The 17,809-nt window shown below is 43.9% G+C and carries 12 protein-coding genes and 1 tRNA gene; 5 read left to right on the forward strand and 8 right to left on the reverse strand.

The window, feature by feature from the left end:
• Nucleotides 1-5 precede the first annotated feature (5 nt).
• Together JKP82_RS12970 and add are read left to right on the forward strand one after the other, a co-directional pair.
• Nucleotides 6-1,022 carry a pyridoxamine 5'-phosphate oxidase family protein gene (locus JKP82_RS12970; protein ID WP_218397311.1) on the forward strand — a complete coding sequence of 339 codons (1,017 nt, stop codon included), beginning with the start codon at nucleotides 6-8 and terminating at the stop codon, nucleotides 1,020-1,022.
• 371 nt (nucleotides 1,023-1,393) lie between these two features.
• Entirely contained in the window at nucleotides 1,394-2,401 is a 1,008-nt protein-coding gene (gene add, locus JKP82_RS12975; RefSeq protein WP_218397312.1) for an adenosine deaminase, read from the forward strand.
• Between the two features lie 87 nt (nucleotides 2,402-2,488).
• On the opposite strand, the gene JKP82_RS12980 is transcribed toward add, so the two are convergent.
• Entirely contained in the window at nucleotides 2,489-3,604 is a 1,116-nt protein-coding gene (locus JKP82_RS12980) for an MFS transporter (RefSeq protein ID WP_218397313.1), read from the reverse strand.
• Between the two features lie 128 nt (nucleotides 3,605-3,732).
• Here JKP82_RS12980 and JKP82_RS12985 point away from each other — a divergent pair, with 128 nt between their 5' ends.
• The gene (locus JKP82_RS12985) at nucleotides 3,733-4,620 is read left to right on the forward strand and encodes a LysR family transcriptional regulator (protein WP_218397315.1); all 888 of its coding nucleotides are present in this window, start codon (nucleotides 3,733-3,735) and stop codon (nucleotides 4,618-4,620) included.
• 121 nt (nucleotides 4,621-4,741) lie between these two features.
• Here the strand turns inward: JKP82_RS12985 and JKP82_RS12990 are convergent, their stop codons facing one another.
• Together JKP82_RS12990 and topA are read right to left on the reverse strand one after the other, a co-directional pair.
• A complete protein-coding gene (locus tag JKP82_RS12990) occupies nucleotides 4,742-5,293 on the reverse strand; it encodes a DUF2058 domain-containing protein (RefSeq protein WP_218397316.1) in 552 nt (183 codons plus the stop codon).
• Nucleotides 5,294-5,306: 13 nt separating this feature from the next.
• On the reverse strand, nucleotides 5,307-7,973 hold the full coding sequence (topA, locus tag JKP82_RS12995) for a type I DNA topoisomerase (RefSeq protein ID WP_159530881.1): 2,667 nt from the start codon (nucleotides 7,971-7,973) through the stop codon (nucleotides 5,307-5,309).
• 398 nt (nucleotides 7,974-8,371) lie between these two features.
• Here topA and astB point away from each other — a divergent pair, with 398 nt between their 5' ends.
• A complete protein-coding gene (gene astB / locus JKP82_RS13000; RefSeq protein ID WP_218397318.1) occupies nucleotides 8,372-9,712 on the forward strand; it encodes an N-succinylarginine dihydrolase in 1,341 nt (446 codons plus the stop codon).
• A gap of 46 nt (nucleotides 9,713-9,758) precedes the next feature.
• Here the strand turns inward: astB and JKP82_RS13005 are convergent, their stop codons facing one another.
• Nucleotides 9,759-11,966, reverse strand: coding sequence for an Ig-like domain-containing protein (locus JKP82_RS13005; protein WP_218397319.1), 2,208 nt, complete (start codon nucleotides 11,964-11,966; stop codon nucleotides 9,759-9,761).
• Between the two features lie 108 nt (nucleotides 11,967-12,074).
• Here JKP82_RS13005 and JKP82_RS13010 point away from each other — a divergent pair, with 108 nt between their 5' ends.
• Nucleotides 12,075-13,421, forward strand: coding sequence for a dicarboxylate/amino acid:cation symporter (locus JKP82_RS13010; protein WP_159530887.1), 1,347 nt, complete (start codon nucleotides 12,075-12,077; stop codon nucleotides 13,419-13,421).
• A gap of 297 nt (nucleotides 13,422-13,718) precedes the next feature.
• Here the strand turns inward: JKP82_RS13010 and lolE are convergent, their stop codons facing one another.
• The 4 genes from lolE to JKP82_RS13030 form a co-directional block, all read right to left on the reverse strand.
• Nucleotides 13,719-14,945 carry a lipoprotein-releasing ABC transporter permease subunit LolE gene (lolE, locus tag JKP82_RS13015; RefSeq protein ID WP_218397321.1) on the reverse strand — a complete coding sequence of 409 codons (1,227 nt, stop codon included), beginning with the start codon at nucleotides 14,943-14,945 and terminating at the stop codon, nucleotides 13,719-13,721.
• Nucleotides 14,945-15,640, reverse strand: a complete 696-nt coding sequence (gene lolD / locus JKP82_RS13020; RefSeq protein WP_159530891.1) for a lipoprotein-releasing ABC transporter ATP-binding protein LolD — start codon at nucleotides 15,638-15,640, stop codon at nucleotides 14,945-14,947. Before lolD ends, lolE begins: the two co-directional genes overlap by 1 nt.
• Before the next feature lie 65 nt (nucleotides 15,641-15,705).
• Entirely contained in the window at nucleotides 15,706-17,262 is a 1,557-nt protein-coding gene (locus JKP82_RS13025; protein WP_218397322.1) for an EAL domain-containing protein, read from the reverse strand.
• Nucleotides 17,263-17,732: 470 nt separating this feature from the next.
• Nucleotides 17,733-17,809 (reverse strand) — tRNA-Asp (locus JKP82_RS13030).

The following is a 17,809-nucleotide window of genomic DNA, read 5'->3' on the forward strand; positions in this document are numbered from 1 at the left end:
TTGTTATGAGCAGCGCTAATACTAGTAATGCGAGTGTCTTTCATACTGAGGAATATCGCATTCAGCAACGCTTAGGCGTTGCTGAGCGTATGAATGAGCAGATGAAAGGCTTCATACGCCCTTTTATGCCAGCGCAGCACCGCGCGTTCTTTTGCAGTAGCCCATTTATGATGGCTGGTCTTGTAGATAGCCAGGGTCATCCTTGGGCTATACCGCTTTGGGGTGACCATACCACTGTTGACGACCACCACTATATTCAGTCGCCATCACCCACTCAGCTTTCACTTGCCTTAAACGATAATGTAACTTGGTTAATTAATGATGTCGCATTGTTAGATGTTAATACTGGCAGTAAAATTGCGCTACTTGGGTTACAGCTCAGCACCCGCCGCCGTAATAGGCTCAACGGACTAATAATGCACAACTGGGGTGGCGTAATACGCGTGCAAGTAGAGCAAAGTTATGGAAACTGCCCTCAGTATATTCACCCTCGAGATACCTTGCACCGTGATGTTGCGCCTACACTGGCTGCCAGCTCAAGCACGAATTCAAACGTTAAGGCTCAGTATGTGCAATCTAATGGGTTAATGAAGAAAGATGTTTTGCTAATCGCTCGGGCGGATACATTTTACATTGCCTCAAGGCACCATGACTTTACCGACGACCCTCGCCACGGACTGGATGTATCACATCGAGGCGGTAAGCCTGGCTTTATTTACGTAGATGACAGTAGCTTGTTGTTTCCTGACTTTAGTGGGAATAAGTTTTTTAATACTCTAGGCAACATCGAATCAGATGGGCGGGTAGGTTTATGCTTTGTTGATGATAGCAATGGAGATATCTTGTTCGTTAATGGCAAAGCATCTATCTTGTGGTCTCACCCAAAACTGGAAGCGTTCGCTGGCGCGGAGCGGTTTGTACAAGTATCCATTCAAGACGTTACCCGGGTTTTTAGTCTTTACCCTTTCGAGCACCCTATCATTGAAAGGTCAATTAACACTGAGCATACCGGCGTGTGGTGAAATACGCATTGTTACTAATCACAACACTGCACTAACTCGATGCATCTGCCACTTATTGTCGCGTCACACCATTAACGCCAAAACGCCTCCCCTGCTTCATGCAGCTTATTTATCTATCATTTTCCATTACACACCTGTACATGAACACAAAGTAAAAACGTAAATTACCCACTACTATTAATAACTTAAGCTATTTAGTTGAATACCATAACTTTAAACTAAGGCGTGTTTTTTGCATTGCTTTGACTTAATGTAGTTTTGACTTATGTAGCTTTGCACATAAGCCCACTCTAGGCAGCGTCATTAATTAGCTGTATTTCAGACTGAATGCGTTTTCCGCGCTTATTCCAAAAAAATAACACCGAGGCCATATGCAAGAATTTATAAAAAAGATGCCAAAAGCCGAACTACATGTTCATATTGAAGGCACATTAGAGCCCGAGCTAAGCTTTGCATTAGCGCAGAAAAATGGCATAAAACTGAGCGCTGAAACCCCAGAGCAAATGATTGCTGCTTATAATTTTCACGACCTTCCCTCTTTTTTAGATATTTACTACGCAGGTATGAGTGTATTAGTTGAAGAAGAAGACTTTTACGCACTTACCATGGCTTACTTTGAAAAAGCAGCGGCGCAGCACATTGTATATGTGGAACTCTTTTTCGACCCACAAGCGCATACTTCCAGAGGTGTAGATTTTGAGACTGTGATTAATGGTATCTATTGCGCACAACAAGACGCAAGCACTAAATTTGGTGTGCAAAGTAATCTTATACTGTGTTTTCTTCGCGATATGTCGGCCGAGTCCGCCATGAAACATTTAACTATGGCTGAACCGCATCTCAGTAAACTCATTGGCGTAGGATTAGATTCAGATGAACACAATAACCCACCCTCTAAGTTTGCCGAGGTGTTTGCCAAAGCCCGTGAGTGGGGACTAAAACTCACTATGCATTGCGATGTGAATCAGCAAAATACCCTAGAACATATTCGCCAAGTACTAGAAGATATAGATGTAGACAGAATAGATCACGGCGTAAATATTTTAGCATCAGACGCGTTATGCAAATTAGTGAAGCAAAAAAATATTGGGTTAACGGTTTGCCCTGTGTCTAACCAATTCGTGGTGCAATCACTAACCTCAACTGAAATAAAAGCCATGCTTGAACGTGGGTTAATGCCAACGATTAACTCAGACGATCCTTCTTATTTCAGAGCGTATTTAAATGACAACCTTATTGCACTTCAGCAAGAAGGGGGATTCAGCGAAGATGAGCTAAGTACGCTAGTGGCAAACAGCTTTAAAGCAAGCTGGCTGAGTACTACTGAGAAAGCCCAATTTTTAGCTGGGCTTGATGATTATATAGATAAATGTGCGTAACGCGTAAGGTTAGGCGTCGCGTAGGTAATTCGCTTTTTGCGTAAGTAAACAGGGCTAACAATGTTTACTTACCTTTAAACCACTTAGCTACGCTTTTGTTTTCACCACGTAAATCGAGCATAGAATTGCAATTGCCCCACACACGGTGAATACGCCACGCTCTGCTACAGGTAAAAACTCAAGCGCCGACGTTAAAAACTGCCCTGAGAATACCGCCATGGCAAACCACGCTAAATTCCGCCCCATATTCGCCTCACAGCTGCGCTCAACGGTGGCATGGTTGAGTAAGGGTATAGAAAACCCAAAGCCTGTACCTGCAAATATAGATGCAACAACGAGTAAACTTGTAGTCTCAGCAATCGCGAAGATTGCGTGTGCTGCCGCAAAGCTTATAAAAGCTAGAAATAAGGTGACTTTCTCAGACTTCAGATTGACTATCTGTGGCATAACCAGCGCAGATAAAACAGCCATTAATGAGATAAAAGACAGCAAATAACCCGTTTCGGCTTCGCGGTAACCTAAATCGCCAAGGAGAACTGGCAGTGTTATAAACATACTAAAGAACAGCGACATGGCTAATACGGTATTGATTAAGACAGACCGTAAGTTTTCATTAATTTGACCACCTTCACCAATGGTAACCGGTTGAGTTTCTGGCTCATTATGCGGAATGCTCATTGCGGTCAGCACCAAACAAATCAATGCCAACCCGTAGAGCAAGAATGGCGCTCTCCAATCAATTTCACTTAGCAGACCACCTAAAAATAGTATTATTACGCCGCCCAGCTCAATGGCCATGCCTTGTTTAGCAATAACAGATAGTCTGGCCTTGCCATTATACCACTGTGAAATAATCGCTGTGCCTGACGCCATTACTCCCGCTGCAAAGCCACCGAGTAAAATTCGGTCGATACTTACCCATAAAGGCCCGTAAACCCAAATGCCACCAATACCTAATAATAAGTATCCCCACAAGGCTATGACTAAGGTTTTGCGAGCCCCAATGCTATCAATGAGCTTTCCGAAAAAGGACGCAAACAAAATGGCGCCCAATGCAGGCAAGGTGATTAACAAAGGCGCAAATTTACTAACCCCTAGGGCAGGCGCAATTGAGTTCAGTCCGGGCGCTAATACCGCCCCTACCATAATGGTTAACATTGAAATCACCAATAACGTGATTTCTCCTAAACGTGATAACTTCATAAAACCCCATTGAAACTAAATTAACGCGGCTTGTATTTTACGCACTGGCACTGCTATCCGTTAAATGATAATTTTATTCACAATTAATGCATATTTTGCATGAATCTTATTTTACTCACCGAGCTATTATGAACCTTAAACACATGCATACTTTTGTCGAAGTGGCTCAATGCAAAAGCTTCTCGTTAGCTGCTACGCGCTTACATACTGTTCAAAGTGCGGTTAGTCGTCATATTAATGCACTTGAAACCTCCCTTAACGTTAAGCTTTTTGAGCGCACCACTCGTTATGTGGAGCTAACCGCACCTGGAAAAGTATTTCTTCGCCATGCTGAAGATATTTTAACCCATTTCCAACAAGCACAATATGAAACTCAAAGCGTTGCTAACGGTAAACAAGGGTTATTGCGTATTGGTTACTTAAGCTCAGCATGTGCGCATGTTATGCCCAAATTACTAAGCCGCTTCTCGCTAAGCGAGCCTCTCATTGATGTACAAATATTTGAAATGACTGCCGCTCAGCAGTTAGAAGCCTTTAGCGAAGGAAGAATAGAAATTGGCTTTTCAAGGCCCATAGATGGCGGCTATCGCGGTCTCATAAATCAACAGCATTTAACTGATGATCCTATTGTTCTCGTGATATCCGAATCGCATCCACTGTCGAAAAATAGCAGCGTAGACTTGGTAGATTTAGCGCGTTACTCGCTCACTTTGTTTGCCCGAGACCAAGCATCTAGCTTATTTGACACCATTATTAGTGCATTCCACCGCGTGAAAGTACAACCTAAAGTAACTAACGAGCCTAGTAGTATGCAAGCCCTGCTTACCCACATAGCCAGTACGCGAAATGTGGCTTTAGTACCCAGCTGCATCAAGAATTTACAGACAGAAGGATGTGTGTTTATTACGTTGAATATTCCCCTATCCGTGCCGCTAGAAATGCATTGGCAAACTAACGGCGTTACCGTTACTGAAACCTGGTTAAGGTGGTGTGCTAATCAAGCGCTAGCATTTTAGAAATGACTAGAAGCGATGAAAGATGAATAGCGAAAACAATGGAATGAAATTCAAAAGAGAACGGGAAAGTAGAGAGGAAGAAAAATGGCGTGAAAAAGACTTTTCACGCCACAGTAGTTCGTTACCACGTAAGATCGTCTGGAATGTCGTAGTCGGCATACCAATCGTCTTGTGCTTCTTCTTTACCATCGCTATCGCTGGTGTCTAAATCTGCACGGTAAATAATGAAGCTATCGTCACGCTGCGCAATTTTATCGGCTACAGGTGTAGGCACTAGCTCGTAGGCGTCACCTAAGATAACCACGGTTAAGCGGCCTTTGGTGACTTGCTTGTGCATTTCAGCGCTCACGTACATACGCTTCACTACATTGTCATGAGTGAAATTCAGTACGGTATCGCCTTTTCGCGGTTGTTTATTCACATCAATGAGTTGCTTCACTTGTGCAATGACAGAGCGCTTTTCACGCTCTTGCTGTTGCAACTGATTCAACTCACGTGAACGGGCTTTCTTTTCTTCAGCGGCTTTCTGAGCAGCAATAGTTGCTTCGTCCACCACACCCTGGTTGTTCTTTGTTTTTTGCTTATTCTTTTTGCGCTTTTCAGCACGCGCCTGCTTAGCAGAACCTTTATCTGCTAAGCCGGCTTTTAATAACTGTTCCTGTAACGAGGCCATATACTAAATCTCTTTATTTCTTTTTGGCTTTCGCTTTGGTTTTAGCAGCAGGTTTACTGGCGGCTTGTGTTTCCCACTTACCGTCGTTATACCATGCAGACCAACCCGTAGCTTTACCCGCTTCATTTTCCGACATCACATATTGTTGCTTGGTCTTACGACTGTAGCGAACAATAGCAAGGTTACCTTCCGGATCTTTTTGCGGTGCATCTGCTAAATAATAGAATTTTTCAGATATTCTATCTCTAAAGCGCGCCAGTTCTTCCACTTTTGGTGCTCGAGTTTCCCGAGATTTAGGGAAGTTATGCGCCGCCATGAAAATACCTGAAGCCCCATCACGTAACACAAAGTGCGCATCCGATTTTTCACAAGGAAGTTCTGGTAAATCTACCGGATCTTCTTTAGGTGGCGCAGCCTCGCCGTTACGTAACAACTTACGCGTGTTCTTACATTCTTCATTGGTACAACCGAAGTATTTACCAAAGCGACCGTTTTTCAGTTCCATGTCACTACCACACTTATCACATTCGATAATGGGGCCGTCGTACCCTTTAATCTTGAACGTACCGGTCTCCACTAAGGTACCTTCGCAGGTCGGTGTATTACCACACACATGCAGCTTACGGGTTTCGTCTACTAAGTAACTGTCCATGGCAGTACTGCATATTGGACAGCGCTTCTTAGCACGTAACGCTTCGGTTTCTAACTCTTCTTCGTCATCTACCTTCACCACTTCATCACCCGGTGTCAGGTTCATGGTGTTGGTGCAGCGCTCTTTTGGCGGTAAGTTATAACCAGAACATCCAAGGAATACGCCAGTAGATGCCGTACGCACGTTCATTTCACGTCCACACTTGTCACACGTAATGCCAGCAGGAATAGCTTGATTAAGGCGCATTCCGCCTTCTTCAGGGGCTTTCTCAGCATTAAGCAACTTGCCATAGAAATCGCTGTAGAAGAGGTTAAGTACGTCTTTCCAATCTTTGTTACCTTCCGCTATATCATCAAGCTGTTGCTCCATGTTGGCGGTAAAGTCGAAACTCATTAGGTCATCAAAGTTTTCCATCAAACGGTCGTTAACGATTTCACCCATTTTTTCAGCATAAAAACGCTTATTTTCAAGGCGAACGTAACCCCGATCTTGAATGGTAGAAATGATACTTGCGTATGTAGAAGGTCGGCCAATGCCGCGCTTTTCTAACTCTTTTACCAAAGACGCTTCGTTAAAACGAGCCACTGGTTTAGTGAAGTGCTGCTTGGGATCAAGCGCGTTTAAGTTTAATACATCACCTTTTTGAACATCAGGCAACATTAACTCTTCTTCACCTTTTTTGCGAAGCTGCGGTTGAACGCGTGTCCAACCGTCAAACTTCAACACACGACCTTTCGCCGTTAACTCGTAATTACCAGCCCCCACTCTAATGGTGGTAGCATCGTATTTAGCCGGTGTCATTTGACACGCAACAAACTGGCGCCAAATAAGCTCGTATAAACGCTGAGCGTCACGCTCCATATCACCTAAATGCGCAGCATTTACCTTAACACTTGAAGGACGAATCGCTTCGTGCGCTTCTTGTGCCCCCTCTTTGCTACCATAACGATTAGGCGACTCTGGTAGGTATTGGCTGCCAAAATTTTCATCGATATACGCACGGCAGTTATCGAGTGCTTCTTGGCTCAAGTTTGTTGAGTCAGTACGCATATAAGTGATGTAACCCGCTTCATACAAGCGCTGCGCCATCATCATGGTTTTCTTAACACCAAAGCCTAAACGGGTACTCGCGGCTTGCTGTAATGTTGAGGTAATAAACGGTGCTGAAGGTCGGCTAGACGTAGGCTTAGATTCACGGCTTTCAACTAAATACTTAGCACCGTTCAAATCTTCTAATGCTTTGTCTGCTTGCGCTTTATTAACCGGTTTGAACGCTTTACCTTCGTGCTTGGCTACCAACATACGCAGCGCTGCTTTTTGCTCACTGGTTAAGTCGGCATGAATATCCCAAAACTCTTCTGGAACAAACGCTTTAATCTCACGTTCACGGTCAACTACTAGACGAACAGCTACCGATTGAACACGGCCAGCAGATAAACCACGTGCTATTTTTTTCCAAAGTAGCGGTGACACCATGAAGCCCACAACGCGGTCGAGGAAACGTCTAGCTTGCTGTGCATTTACACGAGCAACGTTCACTTCACCTGGATCTGAGAAGGCTTCTTGAATGGCGTTTTTAGTAATCTCGTTAAACACCACACGCTGATAGGTTTTGCCTTTACTGCCCAGCAACTCTTGTAAGTGCCACGCAATAGCTTCCCCTTCTCTATCCAAATCCGTTGCGAGATAGATAGTGTCAGCGTCTTTGGCCAAGCGTTTAAGCTCGTTAACCACTTTTTCTTTACCCTGTAAAACCTGATAGTGAGCTTTCCAGTTCTGTTCTGGATCTACACCCATGCGGTCAACAAGTTTTAAATATTCATGTCTGCGAAGATATTCTTGTTTGTCTTCTTCGCTATAAGTTTTGAGTTCTTTCGCTGGCTTTTTGGGCTCAACTTTGCCCAATGCCTTCGTAGGCAGATCGCGAACATGGCCGACAGAACTTTTTACGATAAAATCTTTACCAAGATATTTATTTATCGTTTTCGCTTTGGCTGGCGACTCGACTATGACTAGAGATTTTGCCATATAATTGAATTAAACCTATTGATTCTAAAGGACTATTTTAGTCATTCTCAAAGATAAAGGGCCCGTAGACTGTGCCATTGCGGTGCCCGTGCTTTTTTAACATATATCGACAAAGTGAATGGAAAACAAGATCTTCTTAATAGTTATTCTTCCCATTGCTTCAATCACGTGCAATTCCTGTTCACTTTTCAACCACCTTGATTGGCAAGGCGCATAAAAACCGTATAATGCCAGCCATTATGCCTTTGCGCCTAGTAATTAACAGGCATTTATTATGCTTATTAATTCGCGGCCACCAAAAAATGAGACGTTAGCTTCACTGTAAATACCACCTAAGTCATGGGTTGTGCATTTATAGGGTAGCGGTCAAACGCTCAAACACCAAATAGAGGGAAAGTATGAAGCAATTTGAAGTTAACTTTGATGGGCTTGTTGGCCCAACCCACAACTACGCCGGACTTTCGTTTGGTAATGTTGCTTCTCTGAACAATGCCAATGCCGCTAGCAGCCCCAAACAAGCGGCTAAACAAGGTTTACTGAAAATGAAAGCCTTGTCTGACATGGGCATGATGCAAGGTGTACTTGCCCCTCAAGAACGCCCAGACATAGCTGCATTACGTCGACTCGGCTTCTCTGGTTCAGATGCCAGAGTGCTAGAAAGCGCTGCAAAGCAATCTAGAGAGATTTTCTTAGCATGTTGTTCTGCATCAAGCATGTGGACGGCAAATGCAGCCACAGTCTCTCCAAGCGCAGATACGGCCGATGGTCGCGTGCATTTTACACCTGCAAACTTAACAAACAAGTTTCATCGTTCGTTAGAGCCGCAAGTGACAGGCAATATTTTAAAAGCGACCTTCGCAAATGAAAAACACTTTGCCCACCACTTACATTTGCCAGATAACGAACACTTTGGTGATGAAGGCGCAGCAAACCACACCCGCTTGTGTTCAGATTACAGCCATGCTGGGGTAGAGCTCTTTGTATACGGCCGTCACGCTTTCGACCCAAGTAAACCCGCCCCCACTAAATTCCCTGCACGACAAACGCTTGAAGCATGCCAAGCCGTTGCTCGCTTGCATGGGTTAAGTGAAGAAGGCGTGGTGTACATGCAGCAAAACCCTGATGTTATCGACCAAGGGGTTTTCCATAACGATGTGATTGCCGTGGGCAACCAAAACGTACTTTTTTACCACGACCAAGCCTTTTATAAAAAGGACGCTGGGCTAAAAGAACTACAAACTAAGTTTGGTGATTCCCCCCTTCATCTTATTGAAGTGCCTACTGATGAAGTATCGGTACAAGATGCAATTAAAACGTATCTTTTCAATACCCAAATCATCACGCTGCCAAGCGGTGACATGACGATTATTGCGCCAACGGACTGTGAAGAAAACGATGCGGTTAAGCGTTATTTAGACAAGCTAGTAACCTTGGGCACGCCGATAAAATCGGTGAACTATTTTGATGTAAAGCAAAGTATGCGCAATGGTGGCGGCCCTGCGTGCTTGCGTTTACGTGTAGCCATGAACGACCAAGAACTTGATGCGGTAAACCCAGCAACGTTAATTAACGACATGCAATTTGCGCGTCTGAACAAATGGGTAGATAAACACTACCGCGACGTACTCGCTGAAGACGATTTACGCGACCCACAGTTACTGATTGAATCACGTACTGCCCTAGATGAACTTACTCAGCTATTAAAGCTTGGTTCTGTGTATCCATTCCAACAAGATTAGTTATTGTTTTGCTTATGAAAAGCCGGCTTACGCCGGCTTTTTTGTGTTAGTTGAAAGTACTGCAGTTTGCTTCAGAACCAAATGGGTTTCTGGGTAAAGACGCGGCTTCGTTAGTGATATCATCAGAAGAAACACTTAGTCTGTAATAATGATCTTGGCTAGCTTCACTGCCCGTAGACTGACCGAAAATAGTGATAACGAGGTTATACCAATGTCCGTAATTAGCTGGATAGCGATATTCTAATTCTGCCTGACCATTCTCATCCGTCACATTTGTATCAGCGAAAGATAATGTCCCTACTATACCCGGCGTTAGGAAACCATCGTCGTTAGTATCTTCGCCGCTATCAAGAATACCATTACTGTCTATATCTTCATTAGGGCACACTATCGTGGTGATTGACTCCCAGATAGAAGCCGTATCATTCCACTGCCAATAACCTTTATCGTACGTACCGCCTTCACTAAATTTGACTGGCGTACCCGATGCCGTTAGTTCAACGCCGCTAACTGGCCGTCCCGCGGAGTCTGACACGAATACTGCAAAGCGTTTTAAGTAAGTGGTTGAGTCAGGCTCCTCTAGAGAGTTACCCGTACCAATTGAAATATCAAATGCTCTATCACCCACTGTCATATAAACCAAATCAGAGATAGATTCATCGCTAGCCACTTCAGCGCGAATAATCACAGCATCTTCACTTGAAGGTGCGCCTGAAGTAAATACCGTAGACGCTATACCGCTGCTGTCGGTAGTTGATTGAGAAGGTGAAATAGAGCCTGTAGATACATCATCAACGTTAAAGTTAACCACGGTATTTTTAACTAAATTACCTGACGGATCTCTTACTACCGCAGTAATGGTGCTTGTTTGGCCATCGGGGCCAATAAGATCAGGGGTAGCATCCGCAATCAAGGTAGCAGGCTCAACCGCGATAAATTCTACTTGCGCAACCGCATTCACCGTAGACTCATTACCAGACTCACTTCCTGTGGCAGTAATTGAAGCGAAACCGGCGTTGTCAGACTCTATTGAGATAGAGGCAATACCTTCAGCATCAGTTGTTACAACCGCTGCGTCAATAATCTCTCCACGAGAGGTACTAAATGTCACGTTATTGCCAACAGCCGCAATACCTTCTTGTAGCCATTGAACGCTGATTGTGGCCGCTTCATTTAATGATATTTCTTCATCTGGCAATACCACAAAACTAAATTCATCTTGTTGAACGTCTAAATCAAATTCTACTGAAGCATTAAGCGATGATGCAGTGATCGTATCTGCGCCCGAAGCAGTCGCTGTGTAAGTGATAGTCGCTTGCCCATCAGCCCCCGTATTAACCGAGGCTTCACTTAAAGAGCCATTATCTGCTTCTAATAGGATAGTTTGATTAACAATGGCCACCCCATCAGAATCTTGTACACGTAACGTATATTCGGCAGTATCATTCAATATGACTGAATTTGCACCATTAATAGTAACTTCGGTGCCGGTGATCAAAATATCAACGGTTTCAACTAATGCGCCGGTTTGAGCTGTTAGCGTTACCGTGCGATTCGACGCATCATTCTGAGTAGACACTAACGCTCTGGCTGTACCATCGGCGGTGGTGGTAGATTGGGTTAATTGCAATTCAACGCCCGCTTCATTACTGGCTGAAAAGTTAACTTCAATTCCTTCCATCAACACACTTTGTTCGTTCTTAATCAAAGCGATAAGCTCTATGTCATCTGAACCACTTGAGGCAAGTTGAACCGCACTGGCATATAATTGTAGCGACGCAGGTTCTTCGCTAACAGTAACACTACCCACTGCCGAAAAAGTAGTAGAGCCGCTTTCACCGCTGCTCAAGCTACCTGTAATCTCTCCATCGCCTGAGGCAGTACTGGCACTAATAGTAATTCTTGCAACCCCGCTGTCATCCGTTCGCGCTGTACCGGTGTCGTTCCCGAACACCGCGAGGTCGGTATTACTTAAAGCAAACGTGACAAGTTGGTCGGCTTGGGCAACGCCGTCGGTGTCGGTAACAGTGGCAATAACGGTAAGGGAATTGTCGGCGGTTAGATTGCGGTCGGTTTCGCCGCTGGCGTTTTGAACGGTTAATACGACATTAACAGTAGCGGAGGAACCACCGCCATCATCGGAGCCATCGCTATCATCTCTAGAGACTGAGTCGCCGCCCCCACACGCTGTTAGTATAAAAAGTGCACTAAATAGCCAGAGCGTCTTAGACAAGACTCGCGTAATTTGTCGCATAATTCGTTCCTGAACCTTTATAAATGACAATTGGGTCGTTTTTTATGTTTTAAAATCAATAGAATCTGTCACACTAAATAAAAATATAAAAATGTACAGGGAATTTTAATGTCTCAATCTGCACATAAATTTAGTTTAACCACCAGAATCTTTATCGGCATGATTGCCGGTATCGTGATAGGTGTGCTTCTTCAATTATTATTCGATGATAGCGGAGATTTTACGTTTTCGGTATTTGGTTTCCAGTTCTCTGCGTATAGCATTTTTGTAGATGGTATATTTTCTACCCTTGGGCAGATTTTTATCGCTAGTTTAAAGATGTTGGTGGTGCCATTAGTCTTTGTCTCATTGATTTGCGGTACCAGTACGCTATCCGACCCGAGTAAATTAGGCCGGTTAGGCGCAAAGTCTGTTGGTCTTTATGTTGTCACGACTGCAATAGCAATCACACTGGCAATGAGTATGGCTTTACTTATTTCACCAGGAGAAGGGTTAAATCTAACCACTGAAACATCATTTGAAGCGAAGACCGCACCAAGCTTGGGTGACGTTATCGTCAATATGTTTCCTAGTAACCCTATTAACTCGATGGCGCAAGGCAATATGCTTCAAATCATCGTGTTTGCGGTGTTATTTGGTATTTCTATGGCGATGACTGGCGAAGCGGGCAAACGCGTCAGTGCGTTTTTTGAAGATATCAACACGGTTATCATGCGCCTTGTAACCATCATCATGAACCTAGCGCCATACGGCGTATTCGTATTGATGGCTAAACTGTTTTCTACCATTGGTGGCGACACTATCTTCAGCTTGGCCAAATACTTCTTCTTAGTATTTGGTGTGCTTATCATCCATGGTTTAGTGACTTACTCAATACTGCTTAAATTACTGAGCGGCTTGAGCCCAGTTGTCCTACTGAAAAAAATGCGCGATGCCGCCTTATTTGCATTTAGTACTTCAAGCAGCAGCGCTACACTGCCAGTCACTATGGAAACAGCGCGAAATAAATTGGGTATTAACAATTCAGTAGCGTCTTTCACCCTTCCTTTAGGCGCAACCATCAATATGGATGGCACAGCCATTATGCAGGGTGTAGCTACCGTATTTATCGCACAAGTTTATGGCGTTGATTTGAGTTTGGGCGACTACATGATGGTGGTGTTAACTGCTACCTTAGCTTCTATCGGTACGGCGGGTGTGCCAGGCGTGGGCTTAATCATGCTTGCCATGGTACTACAGCAAGTTAATCTGCCAGTGGAAGGTATAGCGCTGATTATTGGTGTCGACCGCTTACTTGATATGACCCGTACTGCGGTCAATATCACAGGTGACTGTATGGTGTCATGCGTCGTTGCGAAAAGCGAAGGAGGACTGGATGAAGATGTGTACTACGACGAACATGCCGGTGAAAAAGAAGAAGATGTGAATTTTAGCGAATTTGACAAGAACGCTTAACTCCCTCATCGCTTTCGAACATAACAAAAGGGTTAGCATCGCTAACCCTTTTTTGTTGCTTGTTGGTCTTGCCATCACCCAATGCAAATACACTTTTGAATTGCAATATACTGACTACCTCAATACCTATTTGTAAGTGAATAAGCCAAGCATATTGATGCTGCAATACGCTCCATCAAACGCTTTAGTATGCGGCTAGTACAGTTGTCATTTACGATTATGACTAGCTAAGAATATTGCTAGCTAGTCATACTAGCGATGACAATAAAGCCACCCTATCTCTAAACTCCAACACTTTTAGTGAAGGGATTGAGAGGGAGACACTTTTGTCGCTTTATGGGCTGGGTACCAGGTTGCTAATACGGACATGATGATGGCGACCACACAGGTGAGTACCACGTCTTGCCACATGAGCGCGGAAGGTAAAAAGTCGATAAAATAGATATCCCCTGACAACACTTCTACCCCAAAAACACTTTCTAAGAACTTAACAATAGTAGAAAGATTAGGGGCAATAATCATAGCAAGGGTTACCCCTACCACTATGCCAATGAGTCCGTTCAGTAAACCTTGAAACATAAACGTGCGCCGAATTAGTGTATCGGTAGCACCCATGGTTTTTAAGATAGCAATGGCAGGTTGTTTTTCTCGCACTGCCATCACTAATGAAGACACAATATTAAAACAGGCCACGGCAATCACGAGTACCAAAGCAATATACACAACGGTACGAACTAGCTGAATGTCGTTGTACAAATGACCTTGAGTTCGCGTCCAGTCAGACATATAGACCGCTTGAGGGTAGCTATAGCCTATATCTCGCATGGTTATATAGGCCGAAAAGGGGTCGTGTAATGTAAAGCGCATGCCTAATGCTTTGCCCTCTATGCCAGCGGCCGCAGAAGCTTTCGCAAGATGCATCAGCCCCAACTGGTTATCAAGCTCGCCACCAACATGCATAAAGCCTGCAACGGTTAACGTTATTGATGTCGGTGCGCTAAAGCGTAAATCTTTCGTCGTGACGGGAATAAGTGCTTGAACGGTATCGCCTACAACAATATTAAGCTTATTAGCTATACCTTTGCCAATCAGCACACTGTCGGCATTTAATGCAAAGTTTTGCCAATGCTCATCCGATACTTGTCGGCTAAACGTGTTTTGTGTGTCTGCCGCAATGCCCGTCAATGCAATTGCCTTTAACTCACCTTTGAATTGCAACATGCCGGTAAGCGCTGTGTAAGGTTCAACTGTGGAAATTCTGGGGTCTTGCTTCAGGCGGTATAGCTGCGCATCTAAGTTCTCAATACCGGTGTTATCGGTGCTATATAACTCGCCGTGAGGAATAACGGTTAAAATTCGCTGCGTCAGCTCGCGTTCAAAACCATTCATTACACTAAGTAAGATAATTAACACGAAGCAGCCAAGGCCTATGCCTACCGTGGATGACATAGAGATAAAAGAGATGAAACGATTTTGTACTTTGGCTCGACGAAATCGTTTAGCAAGTTGCCATGCCAACGCCACTAGGGTTGTTCCTCAGTTGCTGTGTTAAGCAGTTCACCATCTTTAATGCGAAGTACTCTGTCCATACGATTGGCAAGCGTAATATCGTGCGTTACCACGACAAATGCTGTTTGTTTTTGTTCACTTAGACGCTTCAGCAACTGATATATCTGCTCACCTGTAGTGGCATCTAAGTTTCCTGTTGGCTCATCGGCAAGCACAACGGAAGGGGATGTAACTAATGCACGCGCAATAGCAACACGCTGACGTTCACCGCCTGACAACGCGCTAGGCAAGTGATCCGCGCGATGAGACAACCCAACGTCGTTAAGTAATGCATTAGCTTTCTCGTTAGCCGATGTGGCACTCTCGCCGCCAATTCGAAGGGGCATGGCAACGTTTTCAAGTGCAGTGAATTCACCTAGCAAATGATGGAATTGGTAAATAAAACCCATTTCTTTGTTGCGCAAGGCGGCAAGCTGTTTAGCATTTAAGTGTGTAAGTGACTCGCCTTTAAACCACACCTCACCGCTTGTGGGTGTGTCGAGCCCACCAAGCAAATGCAGTAAGGTGCTTTTTCCTGAACCAGAGCTACCTAAAATGGCAACATGCTCACCCGCATTGATAGAAAGTGAAATGTTGTTTAGGACAGGCGTACTATTCTCGCCTTCTTGATAAGTTTTACAAATTTTGCGGCAATGTAATACGTCCTGCATGCAGCCGTTCTTCGTCTTTTAACAATAAGCGCATGGTATCGCGGAACGACCGGCACGCCAACCGATTAATGGGTTTGAGACGACAGCTCAATGGTATGTGCTAGATTCTCAACGGTTTGCGGTTTACCAAATAACCACCCTTGCCCGTACTCAACATTCATGTTCACAAGTTCCTGACACTGCTCGGTGTTTTCAACACCTTCGGCAATTAATGTCACTCTCAATTCGTCGGCGATACTGACAATATGGGGAATTAGAGAGGAACGAATACTGTGATCTTCCATATCCATCACAAAGCTACGATCTATTTTCAAAAATTCACATTTAAGAGATTTAAGTTGGCTAAGGTTTGAATACCCTACCCCAAAATCATCGATGGCCATCCAGAAACCTCTGCTTTTGAGTGCTTTTATATGCTTAACCGCACTAGCTGTGGCTAGCTGCTCATCTTCGGTTATCTCAAGAACCAACTTAAAGTGCTTGTCGTTCATATCGAGCACCCAATCTAAGTCTAGTAGCTCATCTTGCATAAAGTCTGACGGAAACAGATTAAATGAAACTTTAAAGCCTTCTGGAATGTCCTTGTTCTCGTTGAGGGCAGTCATTGCCGATTCAATCATCACAGTAGTGAATTCCCACGTTTTTCCTAACTCTTTGACTTGAGGTATAAATTCATCGGGGTAAATCGAGCCAAATTCATCTTCAAATCGGCTTAATACTTCACAGCCAACAACTTCGCCAGATTTTAATATTACGAACGGCTGATATAAACAATAGAACTTACCCGATTTAAGCCCACGACTAATCCGCGACTCTAGTGAACGCCTGCGTCTTAAGCAATTGAACATAAGCATATGGGTCAACGCTGCCGTCATTAACATTACACAAACGAACAAAACCAATTTGCCTTTATGAATGTTAAAAATTCGTTCTTTATCCGATACTACGCTCAAACAAGTGGCATAATAATATTTATCGCACTTGATCAAACTTAAAGAGAAGTAGCTAGTAGCAAGGCTGGCAACACCTTTGCTCTGTGGCATTAAATCGGCGTTCCCCGCCATGTGAAATAACGAATCCCCTTTGTAAAATAGCGCCCAATCCTGACTAAAGTTTAGGCCAATAACCGCATCCATATCTAATACAGCATTGTAACGGCCACGCTTTGCGATGGTTCCTTTAGATTGATTGTCAAATAACTCTAACGGGGTATTTATCCAAAATGCATCTCCCAAAGAAGTCTCAAAGTCTGGGGTAGCTTCGTCTATGGGTTGCTCTAAAATCCCCAGATAGGTACTGCACAATAACTTTCCATCACCAAAGAAACCAATTTCTTTCACGAAACGAGAGCGAAACAACGTCCGTCGCATTTCGTTTAAATTTTCTTCGCTGCAAGAGTAGTAAGGTTGAGCGTTCAAATTATCTAATGCGGCCTCGGCGTCTTTAAATACCATGTTCACGTTTAATAAAATATCTTCGGCACGATCATCCTCATGCTCTTTAATGACTGAGAACATCAGCAGGCCAAGCACCGCGCTAACAAGAACGACAGACAAAAAAGATACAGCTATTGCTTTAAGATTGTCAGCGAGTAGAAATTTTTTATGCTGATTATAAGTCATTCGTACCACGTAAAATTTAAACATTTTGTTGTATACACATGAAAGTAGTCGAAAAATTGACTATTCACATGATACTTTAGATGAACTTAAGTATTTCAGGATATTAAGATAAGTTAATGAAGCGAAGAAGAATAAATTTATCTCGTGTCGAAATGAAACCTGGTAACAACATCATCTAAAACGTGTAGTTTACGGATGTAGCTGCTATGGAAGTGACTCACGTGAAAATGCCAACAAAAGGACGTTAAACGCCAATTCAAGCCAAACCGCTATTCAGTGGTTAGCCATACGTACGCTACAGGTAACAGTACTGCAAGACAAATAGGGACAAGCTTGGTAAAGAAAAAATGAAGAAATAAATAACAAGATGAGAATAGACGGCAAGCGAAGGACAGAAAGCCAATCGAAAGATGAGAAGACGTTGCTAATGCGCAGTAGAACCTGCTAGGTAGTAAATGCTTTCCCGAAAATGGCGGAGCGGACGGGACTCGAACCCGCGACCCCCGGCGTGACAGGCCGGTATTCTAACCAACTGAACTACCGCTCC

Origin of the sequence: Alteromonas lipotrueae (assembly GCF_019249215.1) — a bacterium.
Lineage (GTDB): Bacteria > Pseudomonadota > Gammaproteobacteria > Enterobacterales > Alteromonadaceae > Alteromonas > Alteromonas lipotrueae.

What these genes read in the sequence shown, in the direction of transcription:
- JKP82_RS12970 (WP_218397311.1), top strand. Translation starts at nt 6, where the DNA reads ATGAGCAGCGCTAATACTAGTAATGCGAGTGTCTTTCATACTGAGGAA.
- add (WP_218397312.1), top strand. Translation starts at nt 1,394, where the DNA reads ATGCAAGAATTTATAAAAAAGATGCCAAAAGCCGAACTACATGTTCAT.
- JKP82_RS12990 (WP_218397316.1), bottom strand. Translation starts at nt 5,293, where the DNA reads ATGGCCTCGTTACAGGAACAGTTATTAAAAGCCGGCTTAGCAGATAAA.
- JKP82_RS13005 (WP_218397319.1), bottom strand. Translation starts at nt 11,966, where the DNA reads ATGCGACAAATTACGCGAGTCTTGTCTAAGACGCTCTGGCTATTTAGT.
- astB (WP_218397318.1), top strand. Translation starts at nt 8,372, where the DNA reads ATGAAGCAATTTGAAGTTAACTTTGATGGGCTTGTTGGCCCAACCCAC.
- JKP82_RS12985 (WP_218397315.1), top strand. Translation starts at nt 3,733, where the DNA reads ATGAACCTTAAACACATGCATACTTTTGTCGAAGTGGCTCAATGCAAA.
- JKP82_RS13010 (WP_159530887.1), top strand. Translation starts at nt 12,075, where the DNA reads ATGTCTCAATCTGCACATAAATTTAGTTTAACCACCAGAATCTTTATC.
- JKP82_RS12980 (WP_218397313.1), bottom strand. Translation starts at nt 3,604, where the DNA reads ATGAAGTTATCACGTTTAGGAGAAATCACGTTATTGGTGATTTCAATG.
- lolD (WP_159530891.1), bottom strand. Translation starts at nt 15,640, where the DNA reads ATGCAGGACGTATTACATTGCCGCAAAATTTGTAAAACTTATCAAGAA.
- JKP82_RS13025 (WP_218397322.1), bottom strand. Translation starts at nt 17,262, where the DNA reads ATGACTTATAATCAGCATAAAAAATTTCTACTCGCTGACAATCTTAAA.
- topA (WP_159530881.1), bottom strand. Translation starts at nt 7,973, where the DNA reads ATGGCAAAATCTCTAGTCATAGTCGAGTCGCCAGCCAAAGCGAAAACG.